An 18,797-nucleotide genomic window follows, 5' to 3' on the forward strand; every position below is an offset into this window, starting at 1 on the left:
CAGAGCGAAACCTATCGGCAGAGGGTTTACAGATAAAAATCGAATAAAAAAATAACGGGTTGAATCAGACGATCTACGGCAGAGCAATATCCAGTTTCCCCGCACCGGCATTCTCCAGGACGTATTTCTCAACGGCGGCAATGGATTTCCCTGCGCTATACGTATAAGGCGGGCTCCATTCCAGTTCATTGGTGCAGGTTTCCAGCGCCCATGCAGGTACAGCTTTCCCAGAATTTGTGGCAGCTGCCTTCTCGGCTTCTTGCAATGTGCTGCATTTGTCTAATGCGATTTGATTCAAATTGCTTGCCGGATTGCCATTGAACCAGGAGCCGTTGTCTTTAAATTTGCTTCCCTTGTAGGCACCGATAATCAGCTTTTCATCCGCCCCGCCGCCCTGGAAATTAAACACGTTACTTTCGGAAAGAATGGATGAATCGAAGCCCATCCCAATGGCGTACAGAATGGGGTAATTCGTATCCGTTGCCCCACGATGGTAGTTATTCAGCAAATGCACCTGACCAAAACGCACGCGCGGTGAACGCTGCACGCTGTTGTCCCATAAATTGCCTTCAAACGTGATTCGGTATTCCCCTTTATCACCATCGCCGGAGCCAATTAATACCGTTTTGTCATGTTGGCCGAAGATGTTGTAGGAAATCGTCAGGTAATCGGCACCGTCTTCTATATCCAGCAAGCCGTCGTGGCGCTGGATAGGCTTACCAAATAGCACCGGTTCTAAATGATCTGGATATTCACCGTCCGTAAACGTGCAGTGATCGATCCAGACATTTTTGCTGGCATTAATCGATACGGAATCATAACGCGCATTCCAGTTGCCTTTATCGCCGTCGCCCGCATCCCAAGCGGGAGCAAAGTCACGCGGTGCCTGAAACGTAATATTACGGATAATGATGTTGCTGTTATCCGTTTTGCCGAACGTGTTGCTCAGAGTATTGAGGGATAAATAGCCTTCCACCAGTTTGGCTTCGCTACCCACGCCTAAAATCGTGGTATTGGGTGGTACCTGAAATTGAATCTGCGCCTTCTGGTTGTTGGCATACTGCGAACGTTGACCATTCTGCTTTTTCAACAGGCTAAGCTGTGTACTGGCCGCCTCCGCGTCGCCTCCACCGGCATCCGCCGTCGCTTTCAACTGCGCCATATAATTTTGATCGAACGCTTTGACGTATAAATCAAAATCAAACGTTGTTTTATTCGGTTTAGTTTTATAATCCTCAGCATTGGCATAGCGTCCATTGCCTAAGTCATCACCACGGATAGTACCTTGCCAGTAGATAATTTTGGGTTCTAATTTTGCCTTCAATTCCGCATCGGCATCACCGACGATATAACGGGGGCTGCGGATATTATTTAATGCATCTTTTAATTCCTGACGGCTGGTGACGACATAAATGCTATTTTCATGCGCACCCTCGCCCCCCGTCGTCGCATAAAATTTACCATCCGTATTATGATATTGCGCAGCCCAACCAAACGGTGCCGTTTTCACCTGCAAATCTGGCGGAGCCGCTTCTGCTACGGGTTTCTGACTATTATCACACCCAGAAAGCACGATCCCGGAAAGGGCAATAGCTACCGCACAGGTGCGTAAACGACCAGTCCCAATAACCGTTCTAAACATTTTATCCCTCAGTATTTTTTAATTATTAAAATAGAAAAATAAATCCGCACAAAACCCTGCGATGTTAATCGCATACTTTAAAAGTACTTTTATTCTTAATGTCGTGGCAGATTGGCACGTCCCTTATTGATAAAAAAGCAGCACACTATCTGTAGTAAAAAACCACATAATAATACTGCCCATTTAACACTCGGGACTGTTAATTAAATGATGATGGCACCACCCCACGCTGATTGATTATCGAACACAAAAAGAAACGTTATACCTACAATGGTAAAACATGGTTTCATTAAAGCAAATTCACACGTTTTTTTTGCGACCCGCATCAAGATTCCATCTGTGATTATTATGACTGTAATAGTTTTTAATCAAATTGGAGGAACTGTCACATAACCGAGAGATTCAGTTTTCTGGCTCTTTCTATTTTTTGCAAAATAAGGCAGACGGCACCATCCTACTCGCCCGACTTTGGTTTATGATGTGATGCTACACGACCTAAGTACCCCCTAAACACTTAAGGATGAGCGCGTGGATAACGCACCGGACGCAACGACACACTCACAGCCAGCGCGGCTTGCCAGATACCCAATGCCCGGTTATCTGATGATTATTTATGCTCTGCTTTTTATCGCACTCGGCTGGTTCAGCCATCAGCGCTGGGGGAGCCCCGCTTCTCCGACGACCACGTTAGCGGCTCAAGCAGCCACCTTGCCTGCGGCAGAGGAGCAAACACCAGCGACTCCTGCGGTGACACCTCATCAAGAAGCCCCCCATACCCATACGCCAGCCTCCTCAGAGAAGAGGACCACGCTGCCGCTACCCGCCATCAGCAATGGTGAGATTCCGCCGCTGGCCTACAGCGCGCATGTTTATACATCGGATGAAGCCAAGCGCAGCATCACGCTCAACGGTCTGCAATTCCGTGAAGGGGATTCACCAATAGAAGGGCTGACCATAGAGCAGATCCAGCAGGATATGACCATTTTCAGCGTAGAAGGCGAGGTGTTTATTCTGGAAGCGCTGGAAGATTGGCCGGGCGGAAAATTCAACGAGAATGAACGTTCCGCCGACGATGAAAGTGGAAACGCTACGCCTTAGCCTCGGCTGCGAATGGCATCAATAAACGGCGTCAGCGTACGGTTAAATTCCGAACACTGCGCCTCTTTTGGCGTACTGTCTTTCAATAACCCTTGGTACAGGCTTTCACTGCGCTGCGGTAAAGCCTGATAGCTCGCGACATTCCAGCCTCGTTGTTTTGCTACAGCCAACGCGACATTAGCAACCGTCGCATCATCGGGCAGATCGCTGCGGTTACACTTCGATTTGAGATAGCGGGTAGCCGCCACCAGCGACGCCAGTTGATTCATTTGATCGTTAGGAGAAACCGTTACCGCAGAAGACTGACCTGCCACCGTTCCTTTTTGGGCAGACGTTCCTGTTTGTTGGCACCCGGCCAGCGTGACGCAAAGCAGCGTTAACGCAGAAATTTTAGACAGTGATAATGACATGACAAACTCATCCTGATTGAGATTAACGGTAGGCATTCTAGCAAATGATAAGCCGCTGTCACGGCATGTTTATGTGCTCCCGGTCAGACAACCGGGAGCGGTGGACATCAGGCAGCCGTGCCCTTGCTGGGTAAGGATTTGGTGGTCGGTAAGAGACCGTCAGCACGGAACATGGCCTTAATACCGCGCACCGCTTGCCGAATACGATCCTGGTTCTCAATTAAGGCGAACCGCACATGGGTATCGCCATAATCGCCAAAGCCAATACCGGGGGAGACGCAAACCTTCGCTTCCGACAGCAGTCGCTTGGCAAACTCCAGCGACCCCAGATGCGCATAGGCTTCAGGAATTTTCGCCCAGACGTACATTGACGCTTTTGGCTCATCAACCATCCAGCCTGCCTCGTGCAGACCACGCACCAAAACGTTACGGCGCTGGCGATACTGCTCGGCGATGTCCCGTACACATTGCTGATCGCCTTCCAATGCAGCAATCGCCGCCACCTGCAACGGCGTAAACGTGCCGTAATCGTGGTAGCTCTTAATTCGCGCCAGCGCGTTGACCAGCTCCGGGTTGCCGACCATAAAGCCGATACGCCAGCCCGCCATGTTGTAGCTTTTTGACAACGTGAAGAACTCTACCGCGATGTCCTTCGCGCCGGGAACCTGCATGATCGACGGCGCTTTCCAGCCGTCATACACGATGTCGGCATAAGCCAGATCGTGGATCACCAGCACGCCGTACTGTTTCGCCAACGCCACAACGCGTTCAAAGAAATCCAGCTCGACACACTGCGCTGTCGGGTTCGACGGGAAACCGAGAATCATCATTTTCGGCTTCGGAATACTTTCGCGGATCGCGCGTTCTAATTCATTAAAGAAATCGACGCCTTCCACCAGCGGCACAGAACGCACCTGCGCCCCGGCAATCACCGCACCATAAATGTGAATCGGATAACTGGGGTTAGGTACCAGCACGGTATCACCATGATCCAACGTTGCCAGCATCAGGTGCGCCAGCCCCTCTTTGGAACCAATCGTGACGATCGCTTCGCTTTCAGGATCGATATCAACCTCATAGCGATCGGCGTACCAGCGGGAGATCGCACGACGTAAGCGCGGAATGCCTCGGGATGTCGAATATCCGTGAGTATCTTCGCGTTGTGCGACCGTACAGAGTTTTTCCACGATATGAGGAGGGGTCGGGCCGTCAGGATTACCCATGCTGAAATCAATAATATCTTCGCCGCGACGACGCGCAGCCATTTTTAATTCAGCAGTAATATTAAATACATACGGGGGAAGACGATCGATGCGCGTAAAACGGCGCGGAGAAGTAGAATCAGCCATAACATCCTCAGATTAACGTGAGCGCCCGGACCGTCCGAGCGACGCAGTGCCTGTAAAGGCACTCTACTCAGCATCATTCAAATCGCAGTAAACCCGTTTTCGTTGACGACAGCTTTCGTTAACTACAATTTCGTTAACTACAAGGGTACAGGCGACCTGAAGTGTGATGAGCTTATTCAAGCTATCTCAGATAATTCGCCCTGTCGATACCGTGCTCATAAATTTTTCCAGCTCGGAATTAAGCCTCATCGATTTCTGGCTACGATCGCGAAAAATGGAGAATACGCACCGGAAGAAGCATTACACTTGATGACCCGTTCAGGCCTTGCAAATAAGGCACTGATGCCAGTGAGGCACAGGATGGTTAATCCGAGAGTAAGCTTATGACTGAGATGCGATATTTCACCGAGAGTTGGCCAATAGAAGGCGCATTTACCATTTCACGTGGCAGCAAGCGTCAGGCGGATGTCGTTGTGGTGGCGCTCCAGTCCGGCAACGTGACAGGCTACGGCGAATGCGTTCCTTATTCACGCTACAGCGAATCCCTCGACAGCGTAATGGCACAGGTTGCTTCACTGCACAGCGACGTCCGTAACGGTTTAGATCGAGAGACGCTGCAAACCATCCTGCCCGCAGGCGCGGCGCGCAATGCGCTCGATTGTGCATTCTGGGATCTGGAATGCAAACAGTATCAGCAGCGCATTTGGCAGCGTTTGGATCTCCCTTCGCCTACGCCGTTGGAGACAGCCTATACCCTATCGCTGGATACGCCAGACCGTATGCGCCACGCCGCAATGCATCATGCTAGTCGCCCTCTTCTCAAACTAAAACTGGCCGATGCAGACGATCTGGCCAGAGTCGCTGCCGTGCGCGAAGGTGCGCCATCGACTCGCCTGATTGTGGATGCCAATGAAGGATGGGACGCCGAACGCTATCTGACGCTGGTTCCTGAACTCGCGGCGCTTAGCGTAACGATGATCGAGCAACCTTTCCCGGCAGGCAAAGACGATGTGCTGGCAGACTTGCCCCGCCCGATTCCCGTCTGTGCCGATGAATCCTGTCATGACAGTCAATCGCTGACCGCTCTGGTCGGCCGCTATGACATGATCAATATCAAACTGGATAAAACCGGTGGACTCACCGAAGCCCTGCGTCTGCGAAAACACGCGCTGGAGCAAGGCTTAAAAATTATGGTCGGCTGCATGGTGAGTACATCACTCTCGATGGCACCCGCATTTATCGTGGCACAAGGTGCCGCCGTGGTCGATTTGGATGGCCCGCTGCTCTTGCAGCGCGATCGCACTAACGGACTGTACTATAACGGTAGCGAAATATTACCGCCCAACGCATTATTGTGGGGATAACGCGCGTTAACCTGCATTGAGCAACTATTAAGGAGTGTTGTGATGCAACGTCTTGTTTATGTTGATGGACAGTATTTAGAAGAAAATGAAGCAAAAATTTCTGTATTTGACCGTGGTTTCCTATTTGCCGATGCTGTCTATGAAGTGACGGCGGTCATCGATGGCAAGCTGGTTGATTTCGCCGATCATATCACTCGCCTGCAACGTTCCTGCCGCGAGCTATCGCTCACGTTGCCTGTCACACCTGAGGCGCTCAAAGAGATTCACGATGCACTGATCAATAAAAACGATCTGAAAGAAGGCGCGATCTATTTACAGCTGAGCCGCGGTAATGCCAGCGATCGTGATTTCTATTTCCCTTCTGCTGACGTCAAATCCACACTGGTGTTATTCACTCAGGCACGTTCGCTGGTCGGTAACCCGAAAGCCACAACGGGCCTGCACGTTGTCACCACTGAGGATATTCGCTGGCATCGTCGGGACATCAAAACCGTCAGCCTACTCGCTGCCAGCCTGGCAAAAGAGTATGCCCATGCTAATCAGGCCGACGACGCTTTCTTTGTTGAAGACGGTTTCATTACCGAAGGCAGTTCCTGCAACTGCTACATCGTCCTGCATGACAACACGATTGTAACCCGCCCACTCAGCAACGCGATTCTGCACGGTATTACGCGTCAGTCGCTGCTCAAGCTGGCAGAAAAAGAGGGCATTGCGCTGGAAGAACGCTTTTTTACGCCGGAAGAGGCGTATCACGCCAAAGAGATTTTTGTCAGTTCAGCCACCATGCTGGTTCTCCCCGTCGTGATGCTGGATGGAAAAACAATCGGCGACGGCAAGCCTGGAAAAATTACTCAGCGGTTGCGTGAAATCTATCTCGACATGATTAAACAGCAGGAAAAATAGCCGCGTTTTACGTCCTGTAAGCACGGCTCGATGTTCATCCGTTACCCGTTCACTGCCGGATAACGGATGGCTGAGAAAATTATTTCTCCTCACCCGACATGCCGTCAGGCAGCGCAAGCCCTGAGTTTTCCAGCACCATCTTCTGCGGTACGGCCAGCGGAATATTTGAGGCCCGTAGCCGCTTGATAATCTCAAACAGCAGGTCGCTCTTCGCTTCCGATACCATTCTCGGGCTGCTGACATAGCCCGTGACGCTCAGTACCATGCCCGTTGGGTTTAACTGACTGAACTTCACTGACGGTGCGGGTGTTTCCAGAATCGCCTCATGGCTGATGTAAGCATCCAGCAAAAGCGTCCGAACTTCTTCAGGGTCGATATCCAGCGGGAACGTCAGCGCCAGCGTGGCAACCCCAAATGGGTTCCCCATCGTAATATTGCGCACATTCTGCGAAATAAATTGGGAGTTAGGAACGATCACCGTCGAACGATCGCCCAGCTGAATTTCCGTTGCACGCACATTAATCCGTCGGATATCCCCTTCAACCCCGCTGATACTGACCGAGTCGCCTACTTTCACCGGGCGCTCCGTCAACAAAATCAGGCCAGAGATAAAGTTCTTCACGATCTCCTGTAAACCAAAACCGATACCCACCGACAATGCGCTGACAATCCATGCCAGCTTGTTCCATTCAATCCCTAATGTCGCCAACGTCAGCAGGATAATCAGGATGTAGCCGATGTTGCTGAACAGCGTCACCAGCGACGCTCGGATTCCGCGTTCTAACGTCGTTTTAGGAAGGAATTCGTCTTCCAGCCAGCGTTTTGATGAGCGTAAAACATAAACCCCCACCACCAGAAAGAGAATAGCATTGACCAGATGCGCCGGCACGATGCTCAGCGTTTCCAGCCCTTTTCCGCCCCAGATTTCAACGGCTTTTTGCACGAGTTCCAGAGGGGTCGTCGTACCAAACGTTCCGTTAAGTAAGGCGACGGCTGCCATTAAAATTAACAGGACTTTACCACCGGCCGACAGAATCAATGTGGCCTGAGCCAAATGCCGATCGTCCAGATTAAGCGAATTTTTCATTCGCTTGCCGCAGGCATTGTTGGGAGAAAAGAGGCTTTCGCAGATATCGGTAATAAACGTTGAGAACAAATACAGGCAGGAGAACACCATGCCGATCCACACCAGTTCGAACGCCAGGAAGCGAGCCAGTGAGATATAACCGATGACCAGCGACACCAAAATAGCAAACGCCGTCGCCAATACGGCAAGATGAATAATGCCAGATAATGTCGAACGCGCTTCCGGCTGTTCCCCTGAATGCACCATTTGCCGACGAATCTGATCGCTTTTCAGCGTGATCGTCCCCGCAGTAAAGGCCAGGAACAGGGCAGATAAGCCGTTCACCATAATGGTTGCCGCGACCGATGTTCCCACCGTCGCTGTCACTTGTTCAATAAAACCGAAGATCAGAATAATGCCCGCGGCAACGACAGGAAACGGCTTCATGGCTTTTGCGACGGGGTTAGCAATCGCAGGTAAACGCCATGAAGGACGCTGATTCGAAAGAAACGCGCGCCCCAATCCAGCGATCATCGAACAGAAGATTGCCTGTCTCACCAACGCATCAAGGAACGACACAACGCGTTCTGAAGCCTCACCGTGGCGCGTAAACGTAAAGTCGATCAGATTTACCGCAATACCGATCGTGACCACCGTTGAAATAACCGACGCAGTGGCTAAAAAACTCCGCCGCAGACGCCCTTCCGGTAGCCAGTTAATTCCCGCCCAGGCCAGACATTTCTCCAGATACCGGCGCCCCGTGGAACTCATAGCCATAGCGATCAAAATCAGGAGTGCGGAACCGTAACGCCAGTCTGGCTCCCAGGCCACTGTAAAGGCGTCACTTAATTGATCCTGAAAGGTGCTCAGGCGGCGTGCATCTTCAGCCTGCGGGGCCACAATCGGCGCCCAGAAGCGTCCGCCCAGAATGCTACCGGAATTCAATGCCAGCTGCGTTTTCAGCGCATTACGGCGCAGAGTCACAATTTGCGCGGACAGATTCGCCGCACCAGTGCGTAAAGCCTGAATCTGCTCGACCTGCGCATCCATTTTTGCTTTTTGCGCATTCAGACTGTTTCGCTTACGCGTCACTTCATTGGTTTCATTAATACTGGAGCCAGACTCTGGCGCTGGCCCTAAGACATCCAACTGAGCCTGAATTTGAGCCCGCTGCGGTGTCACAGCATTAGCAAGCTCATTGGCGCTATTCACCAGTTCCTGCGTTGTGTCATTCAACGCGCCAAACTTGCTGTCGCTATTGGTGCCTGAAACCTGCTGCTTGATGTTATCTAACTGTTTTTGCAGCTTGATCAACTCAGCATCAACATTAATTTTTACGGGCGCCTCGGTCTGCGCGGGCTGTGGGTCAGGATCAGAATCCGCACTCGCCGCCGATGCATAGCCAACAGACAGCATCAATATTGCCAGCAGACAAACGCGCAAGAATGCGGATGAAAGAATGTTCATAAATCAAAAGGTTCCAAAGTTCGACAAAATAGCGGTTCCACAAATGACCAGGCGACAAACCCGGCACGTGAAAGCAGCCCACACTCATCCAAAACCCACGAATGCGGGCATAGTGTACCAACAGCACAGGGGGCAGAATACGTCCGTTCATAACTTGAAAAGAATTACTGAACGCATCTAGCAGATAAAACTGAAATTTTCATTGCTATGTGTAGTTCATGTGGACGAGGCTCGCAATTGTGCAAAAAAATCACACCTGAGAAAGCGACATTACACCAAAGTTGTACAGGGATTCACCGTATAGCGTAAATCTAGCGCCAACCCGTTGACTCACTGAGACGTGTGGGTATAATCCAGCCCACTGTTGTGACAAGCAACAGCCATTTCTTTTTTGAAATGCGCCCTTAGCTCAGTTGGATAGAGCAACGGCCTTCTAAGCCGTAGGTCACAGGTTCGAATCCTGTAGGGCGTACCATTTTCAAGTTCTCGAAACGTCCACTCAAGTCTACAAAACCCAAATAAATCAAGCAATATAGCCATATCTTAGTATTTCTACGTCTACAGCCGTCTATTGAAATCTACAATCATGTGGGGGTATATTTGGGGGTATTCGCAGGTTCAATGAAATGAGATACCCCCAAGTGAAGTTAAATGCCCGTCAGATCGGTACTGCCAAAGGTAAAGATAAACCCTACAAGCTCGCTGATGGTGGCGGGTTATACCTGTTAGTAAATCCGAACGGTGCAAAATACTGGCGTTTAAAATATCGCATAGCCGGTAAAGAAAAATTATTGGCTGTGGGGGTATACCCAGATGTTTCACTTGCCGATGCTAGGGCGAAGCGTGATGAAGCAAAGCGTCTTTTAGCTGGTGGCGGAGATCCAAGTGACGATAAGAAATCAGAGAAACAAGCCAAGAAGCTAAGTGTAGATAATACTTTCGAGGCTCTGGCCAGAGAATAGCACGCATACAAGCATCCGAACTGGTCAAAGGGATATTCTGAAGACCTAATGGAATCTTTCGAGAAAGATATTTTCCCCTACATTGGCAAGCGACCGATTACCGATATTAAGCCACTCGACATTCTGGAAGCCCTACGCAAACTGGAAAAGCGAGGCGTATTGGACAAAATGCGTAAAATCCGCCAAGCCTGTAATCAGGTGTTCCGCTACGCCATTGTCACTGGCAGAGCGGAAAACAATCCAGCATCAGAATTGGCAAGCGCCCTTCCCCCACCAAAGGCTACGCACTACCCTCACCTGCTACCTGATGAACTGCCGGATTTTCTACGTGCTTTATCAACTTATTCGGGGAGTAAGATCACACGGTAATCCCCCCGAAAAAGCGGTGTGTTTAAAGGGTTATCATGGGATTACAAGACCAATCACCCTTGCTACTTTGGCAAGAAAATCATCATCAGCAATCTGGTGACGTACAACCGTTGGGGCTTTGGCCTGAACTGGGGCTGGCGACGCGATCAACTAGCTGATATGGAGAGAATGCTGTATCTGCTGGATGGTAAATCGATCCCCGACAATCGAGGCGATGTCACCATCCGGCTGATGGACCATATCCGTGATAATCCCCATCAGCAGGAATACGAGGATGAGTTCTTTAGCGTGCGTTACTTTCAGAAAGGCACCGAGCATCTCACCTTTAAACGTCCTGACCTGATCGATCAGATGAACGATATTATCGCCAAACATTATCCGAGGATGTTGGCGAAAAAGTAATTAACACCATAAATCAACAAATAAAAATTAATATAACAAATTAATTTTTATTAAAAATACCTAACCCCTATTATGATCCTTACTGGATGCTCGTTTTCTCCCTAGAGAAACTGGATAAGGATCAACAGGTTTAAGATCAACTTGTGGTTTACGTAATGCGTCTTCCCAGCCTCCAACATTATCCTTAAGGTTTATATCCCGGCTGAACTGCTCAAAATCGCAGGCATCCAGTTTTGCTTCAAAATTACGTTTGTGCAGGATGAACGCAGCAAGTTGATCCTGATCCAAAGACTGTGCCAAATAGGGGTAGTGAATACCTAGCTCAGTACTCCCCTGCTCTTTTAGCAGGTGGTTCACGCGACCGAATAAACGATCGATACGACCTACGCGTTGCTCGTTATCACCCGGCGTCCACGCAATCCCATAATGATGGACCTGATTGCATTGCAAATGCAGGTTTACGCCTTCCTGAAACACCGATGTCGCGACCAATACATTGGGATAGAAGGGGCTGTTAAACCCAAGGATCAAACGCTGCCGATTATCCGTTTCACCACTGGCATACCATGCAGGACTAGAGAGGCTGGTTAGCTCGCGCCACGGCATTGTCCAATCATCCAGCTTATGATCGGTAATCTTTTCACACATTGCTTCGAAAGTTTCGATACCATTAATGAAATAGCGCAACAATAAAGATCCAGGCAATTTGTCAGCAATACTGTCCGTGAAATGTCGGTAGCGTTCTTGCACATCTTGGAGGGTATTATTGCGACTAAAGCGTGTATACCAGCAGTACAACTCAATCATGACTGGACTGGCAAACACATACCCAGCCTTAAGATAGCTGCCTAAATTCTCTACAATTGCCGGATTAGTACGGTGCCATTTTTGGATCTGCTGCTGGCAGTGTTCAGGAAGAAGAGGAAACATCATTCCCCAGACAGTTTTCAATGGCTGGTTATATTGACGCTTGCTTGTATTAGCTGAATTTAACGGGGTCTGCTGCTCGATCCACTGGCTTCTCCGATAATCCCGTGCCGCATCGCTAAAACTATCTCGCTGTTGCTCAGCCACTCGATAATAAGTGTGATACTCGGCAGTGAAATAATCAGCCGCAGGCTCGAGAAACAGAGAAAACAAGTTTTCCGGTCGGCGAAAACGTTGGCTAACGTTAGTGCAATCGGTTCGCTTTATACCACTTGTTTTCGCCACAAACAGATCGGCTATTTTCGATGAAAGCTTCAGTTCGTTGAGTTGCCGATCGTCATTTTCATCACTTTCGAGCTTGTCGACGGCATCGTCTATCTCATCTTGTTGTACTTGCGCAGCCAATACCTGAGTTAATCGGTTGAGATACTTCCGCGACCAGCCGCTTTTTCGCCATGCTTTTAGCGTTTTGTCCGGTGATTCTACGCCCCATGCCGAGATAATCTCTTTCGCCATCACCTCATCGTATTCGGCATTTATACGCTGGGTGATTTCACGCACAGAGGGAATTCGGCGCACGAAAACCAGATGCTTGTAGGAATAAAGTGAGGCTCGCGAATAAAATAGCTTCTCAGGGATACACTGTTTCGCCAGTGTGTCATATTTCGGGTGATCCGGAAAACGATCATAAATATGCTGAAATTCTTTCGTCAATGCAGTGAGCAAATCGGAGTCAGGTGCCCTATGAAAAGCATCCTTTGCCATCTCATCTGCATTTTCCATTTCAGTATCATTGTCCTCTCTGGCAACAATACCTGTTGATTCAAATCCTTCGAGGTAGCCATACTGGAATTGACGATTTTCCCCTTTCTCACCTAACGCGTTTACCAGCTCTTTCTGATACAACGCAAAAAACAGTTCTGCATCTGGATTATTAACAAAACTCGCGGCCGTCACTCGCTCATTACGATAGTTATATTTGTTATTTGTAATACCTTGTCCCTGCATTTTACGTAAACGTCGAATAGCAAAGGTCTTTAATAGCGTTTTGACGTCACTGTCTGGGCTGACAGATTCAGGATGGATAAAGTAACTGAAAATATCCGCTACATTACGCGATGAGGAGTGGTTTGGCGTTGCGCTCAATAAAAGGGTCCTTTGCCCAAGTCGCTCATCATCCTCACCAAAGAAAGATTTGGCCGCCGCCGCACGCTGAGATTGACCATCACGATTACGGAAATAGTGCGCTTCATCGATCACAATCAGATCAAAACCTTGCTCACCAAGCGATGCTTTAATATTGGCATGTAATTGTGCAGCGTAACGCTCGGCGTTTACCAACGCATTGTCTTTTTCATCCAACGGAACCAAGCCGCTCAGCGAGTGGATTGTCGTCAGATATAAATTCCCCGCCGATTCACGGATATCTTTTTCCAACTCATACAGTCTGGTAAACATCCGCGCTTCATGCACAGGATCTTTATTGGCGTTACAAATATTAGCGTTCTTACCCCGATAATGATACTTCAAAAAGATTTTGTACTCGCGAATCCAATGCAGACAAATGTCCTTATTAGGGACCATTATCAGGATCTTTGCATCGGGTTTTATATGCCACAAATGCAGTATCACACCTATCGCCTGATAGGTTTTACCCATCCCGACTTCATCCGCCAACAACGCCAAAGCGTGTTTTGCCAGAATATTCCATAACCCTGCGACACCTTCTGTCTGGCGAGCCGCCATGGATGGATCTTGCGCATCATAGTGCCAATCATCTTGATAAGCATCAAAACGCATTTTCTTTGCGACAGTGTATGGTGTTATGGTTTTCCAGTTATCAAGCTTCATATTTACACCTCTTTTTAATCACTGTGAGGTATTTCTTCCGTGATTCTTCCTCCGCCGGAATGGCCGGAATGTCGATGGACAACTTCGGCCAGAGAGAGGTGGCTAGGCTCTTTTTGCGGTAGCGTTTCTTTGCCAGTTGACAGAGACTTTGCACCTCTTGTGCTAGAAACCAACCAAATATCATGCCAGGCTGCTGTACCAGCGTTTCACGAGCCTTTTCAACCAGCTCCAACAAACAACCTGGGCAGGTAAATAACCAGTAATGCAGTTGCTCATCATCTTGCAGCGTTAATAAATATTGCCGGCGTTTATCAAGCGCATAGAACAGGCGAAAATAGCTGGTGGCGTTAGCGTGTACGAATGAGTGGTTAATCGGCAGTTCATCTTCCGCTGAATGACCTTCTCGAAGCGATTCCCGAAGATGTACGCTGTCGTTTTCCTGTGGGTCCACATCATCAATATAACTATTCAAGAGATCGTGCAACGTGTCAAAGCCATTGACACGGCGAAACATCTGCTCCTCTTCATGAATAATTCCCTGCCAATCAGCCTTACCTTGTGTACTCACAGTGTAGAAGCGCTGCGTTAACAGATCATCTGGTTGTTCAGTTGCTAACGTGCGAAGACCAACCAGCGACCTCCCCCGCCAACACAGGGATATAGGGTGTAAAATACCGGGCAATCTCAGTTGATAATCCTTTGCGGGTTTGCCTTCAAACCACGTTCCACAAACCTCATATTGGCTGGATCGCCAATAAAACCGCACTTGCAAATCAAAGGGCAACTGGACAGGAAGCACTAATCCTTCCTCCTCAAGCAATTCCACGCTGGCAAAGGCATAATCCGTTTCCTCAAGCTTTTTTCCGGCGATCTTGGTTCGAACTGAAACAGGACGAACAATGCCTGCTTCAATGTTCCAGTGTGTCTCTTCTTTACTGTCCACTTTCACACTGCAACAGCCAGGATTGGTAAAGTTCCATGATCCAATCGCCAATCGGGCTGACGTTTCACCAGTGGCCAACCATACTTTGGCATGCGTGAGCTCTGAACGATCATCCCGCTCAATTGGGTTATGACAGAAGAGCAGCCGTCCAGATGCACGCAATGCTTGCACACCTTCGCTGTCAGATGTGCGCAAAAAACATCCTTGCATCAGATCGGGAATCAAGCTGATCTTGAGCGCGGGGTTACCCAACGCATGGGACACCGTATCAGTAAACCCAGCCAGATCCGCCGCCAGATAGGGTGACCAAACAGAGAGCGTTTTAATGCTTTCGTCCTCTGCTAACGCTTTCAGCAACGTTTTTTTGGAAAATGAGTGAATAAACTCCCAGCAGTGATCGTCATGCGAGAATTTACGTCGAACGCGAAAGTTGGGTTCGGTCAAGGGATCCACTGCAGTAAAAAATGACTTAATTTGCTGATACTGTTTGTAGTTACTGACACAGCGGAAGTCCATCGCTTCCTGATTACGCCCCCAACCACTGAGTGTCAGGTTCGCGCTTCCTGCGCCAAGGATCATGTTGCCACTCACATCCTCTAGATAAATCACTTTAGGATGAAAAAGACTGTTTTTTGCATCAAGATGCGGTGCAATCTGCCGCACAGAGACAGGCAAGATATTAATTGAGGTGCGCTTATGCTGTTCTTGCGTTATCAAACGTTGATCACAATAGACTCGGAAATCAATCCCTTGACGGGTGAGTTCAAACTGTAAATGCTCAAATTCACTGCGATTCTTTGGCGGTTCATCTATCCCCAATACAGCAGGCAGAAGATACGTTTCAATAAAACTGATATTTATATTAAAACTGGTCAGCCACACACATTTGAGTTCACCTAACGTTGCTAACCGCGCTTTAAACTCATTGATTAACTTCACTGATCTTTCCCCCATAATCCTTGCAGCATATGGCGGAACTGAGAGATGTAATAGTCGTTGACCCAATCCTCATTGCGGCGATCTGCGCGTAAGGCACGAACAGGCACTTGTAACGTCAGAGTCTCCCCAGATAGCGTCAGCCATGGTAACTGACCTCTGCCTTGCATTACACTCTCGTGGTATTTCAGCAATGCTTTAATTTGTTCGGTCACTGAAGAGGCCTTTGCAACTTTTATTAGCTGTTCTAACCGTGTGTATGCGGTGCCAGAGAGTACAGATAACAGCGTTTTATCGTTAATAACCGGATCAGCACACTTCGGCAACGTGTCCTTATCCAATCCACGCGCTGCCCAGAATTGGCACATATTTTCCAGCGTCTGTTTTTTATGCTGCAACAGACCTGAAAAGAGCAACGTAATACCCGCTAATAAGGGTTCAACATGAACAATGTGTTGTAATCGCGCCCTGTCATCTGCGTCGTGGCAACGACTTAGCGCTTGTTGATAAATATCTTCAACCGCCATTTTTTGATTTGATGATTCCAGCTCAAGCACATCGTACAGTACGCCAGAAGCGCCCTCTTGTAAGCGAGTCATCTTGAGCCAGAAATCTTTGGCATAGCGCCCTACGAACGCTACGGAACGGAATGACTGCACATAGGATTGCGTGAGTTTGCTATCAATATCGAAAAAGCGGATCGTTAATTCAGATTGGCGCAGCACGCTTAACTGAGCACGCAAATAGGTGCACAATGCATAAAAGAGCTTTTTCAAATGTGGCGTATTCAGAATAAAATCCCCAGCTAACTTCCACGCAGAAATACCATCAGATAGGTGATAATTATATTTATTATCGAAGAAATGCATATTCATCATTGGTGTTTTATAACGACCATTGGTACCGAGGAATAATTGCTGGGTCAGGAGTTGGGAATCTGCATCATTTCCGAAAATAAGCTGAGGGTTATTATCCGATTTAGCAAACTTGTCTCGAGCTTTAACAATACCCAACACACCCGTAGTGACCACTCCTGATTTTCCCTGACTATAACACATCGATAGTGTGTAGATATTTTCCAAAAAAATCAAACAAGCATGTTTCAGTTTTAAGTCACTTTTACCATCATATTTTTTCTGCAATGCCGCCCCAAGTTTGGTGTTCTCACCATAGAGAACACTGCGAATAACATAATGGTGTAACAGGTTGAGTGTGTAGTGGCGAACATCATTGGCAACAGAACTAATGCGGTTGCAAAAAATCTGCTGCCCAAAAGAAGACCAAATAATCAGTTGTCCCAGCGGATCAATACTCAATTCACTACTTAGTGATTCATCATATTCCGTGATAAAGTGCTTTAGGTTCATCATGATACCATTAAAGATGTTATATATATCAATCATTTATATTATTATTGATAATATACTCCTTTATTTGTGACTATTCACCATATTTAGTTTTTAAAAAGAGTATCACTGTACAAATCCGGAATTAAAAATGCTCAACAGACTAAATTTCTTTTAACCTAATAACAACGAATACTGCAATATCGATGTATATCCCATTGACATATCCCAACAACACTTTATGCTAGGGATAGAACAAAAATTTATCCACAGAGGTTCCCATGGAGAAAACTACAGTATTTAAAAGCAATCGCAGCCAGGCGGTACGGCTCCCCAAAGCCGTTGCGCTGCCCGATGATGTCAAGCAGGTTGATATCGTTGCGATTGGTCGCACACGTATCATTAGTCCGGCAGGGGAAAGCTGGGACAGTTGGTTCGAAGAACAAGGAGTAACACCTGACTTTATAATCACCAGAGAGCAACCCGATGATCAGATCAGGGAAGATTTCTGATGCTGAAATATCTGCTCGATACCAATATCTGTATTTACACCATCAAGAACAAACCGCAGGAAGTCAGGGACGCTTTCTACCGCCATTACGGGCAGTTTGCTATCAGTTCTATCACGTTGATGGAACTGATCTATGGTGCGGAGAAATCGGTAAACCCAGAAAAGAATCTCGCCGTGATTGAAGGGTTTTCTGCGCGTCTGGAAGTTCAAAACTACGGTTTTGACGCTGCCGTACATACCGGACAAATTCGTGCGGAACTGGCAAAACAAGGAACACCCATCGGCCCGTATGATGCCATGCTCGCGGGTCATGCTCGGTCAGCAGGTTTGATACTGGTAACGAACAATGTGCGTGAATTTGAGCGTGTGCCTGGGTTACGAGTGGAAAACTGGATAAGCCGATAAGCTATATTCTGCCCTACCCTAAAACAGGATATAATCCACCGCCTACTGCGGATAACCCGTAAAAAATCCAGCCAGAAAGGTTTGGGGGCCCATTTGGGGGCCACTACGTTTTTCGAACTGGTGAAAATCCTTTTATTTCAATATAGATACGCGGTCAATTCGAATCCTGTAGGGTTCAAAATAAACAGACGTCAACCGACGTCTTTTTTTATGCCTAAAATTCAGTAAACCAGAAGGCAATTAACCGGAGCCGTTCCGACTTTCACACAGTGTGTATGTCATTCACTGATTTAATCGGGCTCACCTTAGAGAGATTCAGTGGAACTGGAATATCTAAATACATATCAGAAGATAACAACGCAATATCAGATGGGTTAGCTATTGCTCAACAGAACACCAAACAGGCAGTTTATTTAGCTAAAAGTTGTTAACACGGGGGTGACTAACCAGTTAACATGAACCTGTGAAAAGACTCTGGAGGAATGTCCGTCAGCTGCGCTGATTAATAATCTAACTGCATATACCAGATGGATGTAAGGCTTAATACGCCCTTAACAGACCGATTTTGAAACCTGCCTCTTTTCATATGCACAATGGAAAATATAAATATGCTAATCAAAGCAGCGGTTCTTACTGACGCTAAAGAACTCGAAGAAATTTATTCCTCATCTTTTGAATCAAATGCCACCTTTTTCCCTGATGATATGGAAGAAGAAGACGATGGTGAAGAGGATTTCTCATTTGAGTCCGCAATAACCATGTCGAACAAAACCATCCTGGGATTTTGGGAAAATACTCGTCTGATAGGAGGAGTAATGCTGATCAGTTAAGGATCAGTTGAACGAT

13 protein-coding genes, 1 tRNA gene and 2 pseudogenes are annotated in these 18,797 nt (G+C 47.9%); 9 read left to right on the forward strand and 7 right to left on the reverse strand.

What is annotated here, in order from left to right; translation table 11 throughout:
• Positions 1 to 73 precede the first annotated feature (73 nt).
• Entirely contained in the window at positions 74 to 1,642 is a 1,569-nt protein-coding gene (locus LOZ86_RS14445; protein WP_111778645.1) for a pectate lyase family protein, read from the reverse strand.
• 528 nt (positions 1,643 to 2,170) lie between these two features.
• On the opposite strand from LOZ86_RS14445, the gene gspB reads away from it, so the two are divergent.
• The gene (gspB, locus tag LOZ86_RS14450; protein WP_111778644.1) at positions 2,171 to 2,740 is read left to right on the forward strand and encodes a type II secretion system assembly factor GspB; all 570 of its coding nucleotides are present in this window, start codon (positions 2,171 to 2,173) and stop codon (positions 2,738 to 2,740) included.
• On the opposite strand, the gene gspS is transcribed toward gspB, so the two are convergent.
• Positions 2,737 to 3,150 carry a type II secretion system pilot lipoprotein GspS gene (gene gspS, locus LOZ86_RS14455; RefSeq protein ID WP_103862244.1) on the reverse strand — a complete coding sequence of 138 codons (414 nt, stop codon included), beginning with the start codon at positions 3,148 to 3,150 and terminating at the stop codon, positions 2,737 to 2,739. The two genes, gspB and gspS, sit on opposite strands and share 4 nt — an antisense overlap.
• A gap of 107 nt (positions 3,151 to 3,257) precedes the next feature.
• A complete protein-coding gene (gene alaC, locus LOZ86_RS14460; RefSeq protein ID WP_230242187.1) occupies positions 3,258 to 4,499 on the reverse strand; it encodes an alanine transaminase in 1,242 nt (413 codons plus the stop codon).
• Positions 4,500 to 4,882: 383 nt separating this feature from the next.
• Between alaC and dgcA the strand changes: the two genes are divergently transcribed.
• The gene (gene dgcA, locus LOZ86_RS14465; protein ID WP_039484208.1) at positions 4,883 to 5,863 is read left to right on the forward strand and encodes an N-acetyl-D-Glu racemase DgcA; all 981 of its coding nucleotides are present in this window, start codon (positions 4,883 to 4,885) and stop codon (positions 5,861 to 5,863) included.
• Between the two features lie 42 nt (positions 5,864 to 5,905).
• Positions 5,906 to 6,766 (forward strand): D-amino-acid transaminase, encoded by an 861-nt coding sequence (locus LOZ86_RS14470; RefSeq protein ID WP_039484207.1) that lies wholly within the window; start codon positions 5,906 to 5,908, stop codon positions 6,764 to 6,766.
• 79 nt (positions 6,767 to 6,845) lie between these two features.
• Here LOZ86_RS14470 and LOZ86_RS14475 read toward each other — a convergent pair whose 3' ends face one another.
• Complete coding sequence (locus LOZ86_RS14475; RefSeq protein WP_230242194.1) at positions 6,846 to 9,299, reverse strand: DUF3772 domain-containing protein; 2,454 nt, start codon at positions 9,297 to 9,299, stop codon at positions 6,846 to 6,848.
• Positions 9,300 to 9,697: 398 nt separating this feature from the next.
• On the opposite strand from LOZ86_RS14475, the gene LOZ86_RS14480 reads away from it, so the two are divergent.
• The 3 genes and pseudogenes from LOZ86_RS14480 to LOZ86_RS14490 all read left to right on the forward strand — a co-directional run.
• A tRNA-Arg gene (locus LOZ86_RS14480) sits at positions 9,698 to 9,774 on the forward strand.
• Positions 9,775 to 9,940: 166 nt separating this feature from the next.
• A pseudogene (locus LOZ86_RS14485) lies at positions 9,941 to 10,627 on the forward strand (tyrosine-type recombinase/integrase); the annotation flags it as partial.
• Between the two features lie 21 nt (positions 10,628 to 10,648).
• A pseudogene (locus LOZ86_RS14490) lies at positions 10,649 to 11,032 on the forward strand (DUF4942 domain-containing protein); the annotation flags it as partial.
• Positions 11,033 to 11,092: 60 nt separating this feature from the next.
• Here the strand turns inward: LOZ86_RS14490 and LOZ86_RS14495 are convergent.
• From LOZ86_RS14495 to LOZ86_RS14505, 3 genes are read right to left on the reverse strand one after another with little or no spacing between them, the layout of a single operon-like run.
• Positions 11,093 to 13,810, reverse strand: a complete 2,718-nt coding sequence (locus LOZ86_RS14495) for a DEAD/DEAH box helicase (protein ID WP_165708245.1) — start codon at positions 13,808 to 13,810, stop codon at positions 11,093 to 11,095.
• Entirely contained in the window at positions 13,800 to 15,692 is a 1,893-nt protein-coding gene (locus LOZ86_RS14500) for a phospholipase D-like domain-containing protein (protein ID WP_165707585.1), read from the reverse strand. The genes LOZ86_RS14495 and LOZ86_RS14500 overlap by 11 nt, the downstream gene beginning before the upstream one ends.
• Entirely contained in the window at positions 15,689 to 17,092 is a 1,404-nt protein-coding gene (locus tag LOZ86_RS14505; protein WP_230242202.1) for a hypothetical protein, read from the reverse strand. Before LOZ86_RS14505 ends, LOZ86_RS14500 begins: the two co-directional genes overlap by 4 nt.
• A gap of 224 nt (positions 17,093 to 17,316) precedes the next feature.
• Between LOZ86_RS14505 and vapB the strand changes: the two genes are divergently transcribed.
• The 3 genes from vapB to LOZ86_RS14520 all read left to right on the forward strand — a co-directional run bounded on the left by vapB (position 17,317) and on the right by LOZ86_RS14520 (position 18,781).
• Positions 17,317 to 17,547, forward strand: a complete 231-nt coding sequence (gene vapB / locus LOZ86_RS14510; protein ID WP_165708243.1) for a type II toxin-antitoxin system VapB family antitoxin — start codon at positions 17,317 to 17,319, stop codon at positions 17,545 to 17,547.
• Positions 17,547 to 17,951 carry a type II toxin-antitoxin system tRNA(fMet)-specific endonuclease VapC gene (vapC, locus tag LOZ86_RS14515; protein ID WP_111778566.1) on the forward strand — a complete coding sequence of 135 codons (405 nt, stop codon included), beginning with the start codon at positions 17,547 to 17,549 and terminating at the stop codon, positions 17,949 to 17,951. Before vapB ends, vapC begins: the two co-directional genes overlap by 1 nt.
• Positions 17,952 to 18,559: 608 nt before the next feature.
• Positions 18,560 to 18,781 (forward strand): hypothetical protein, encoded by a 222-nt coding sequence (locus LOZ86_RS14520; RefSeq protein WP_181892626.1) that lies wholly within the window; start codon positions 18,560 to 18,562, stop codon positions 18,779 to 18,781.
• Positions 18,782 to 18,797: the final 16 nt, after the last annotated feature.

Source organism: Pectobacterium parvum (assembly GCF_020971565.1).
GTDB lineage: Bacteria > Pseudomonadota > Gammaproteobacteria > Enterobacterales > Enterobacteriaceae > Pectobacterium > Pectobacterium polare.

What these genes read in the sequence shown, in the direction of transcription:
- LOZ86_RS14520 (WP_181892626.1), top strand. Translation starts at nt 18,560, where the DNA reads ATGCTAATCAAAGCAGCGGTTCTTACTGACGCTAAAGAACTCGAAGAA.
- LOZ86_RS14475 (WP_230242194.1), bottom strand. Translation starts at nt 9,299, where the DNA reads ATGAACATTCTTTCATCCGCATTCTTGCGCGTTTGTCTGCTGGCAATA.
- LOZ86_RS14445 (WP_111778645.1), bottom strand. Translation starts at nt 1,642, where the DNA reads ATGTTTAGAACGGTTATTGGGACTGGTCGTTTACGCACCTGTGCGGTA.
- LOZ86_RS14505 (WP_230242202.1), bottom strand. Translation starts at nt 17,092, where the DNA reads ATGATTGATATATATAACATCTTTAATGGTATCATGATGAACCTAAAG.
- alaC (WP_230242187.1), bottom strand. Translation starts at nt 4,499, where the DNA reads ATGGCTGATTCTACTTCTCCGCGCCGTTTTACGCGCATCGATCGTCTT.
- gspS (WP_103862244.1), bottom strand. Translation starts at nt 3,150, where the DNA reads ATGTCATTATCACTGTCTAAAATTTCTGCGTTAACGCTGCTTTGCGTC.
- vapC (WP_111778566.1), top strand. Translation starts at nt 17,547, where the DNA reads ATGCTGAAATATCTGCTCGATACCAATATCTGTATTTACACCATCAAG.
- LOZ86_RS14495 (WP_165708245.1), bottom strand. Translation starts at nt 13,810, where the DNA reads ATGAAGCTTGATAACTGGAAAACCATAACACCATACACTGTCGCAAAG.
- LOZ86_RS14470 (WP_039484207.1), top strand. Translation starts at nt 5,906, where the DNA reads ATGCAACGTCTTGTTTATGTTGATGGACAGTATTTAGAAGAAAATGAA.
- vapB (WP_165708243.1), top strand. Translation starts at nt 17,317, where the DNA reads ATGGAGAAAACTACAGTATTTAAAAGCAATCGCAGCCAGGCGGTACGG.
- dgcA (WP_039484208.1), top strand. Translation starts at nt 4,883, where the DNA reads ATGACTGAGATGCGATATTTCACCGAGAGTTGGCCAATAGAAGGCGCA.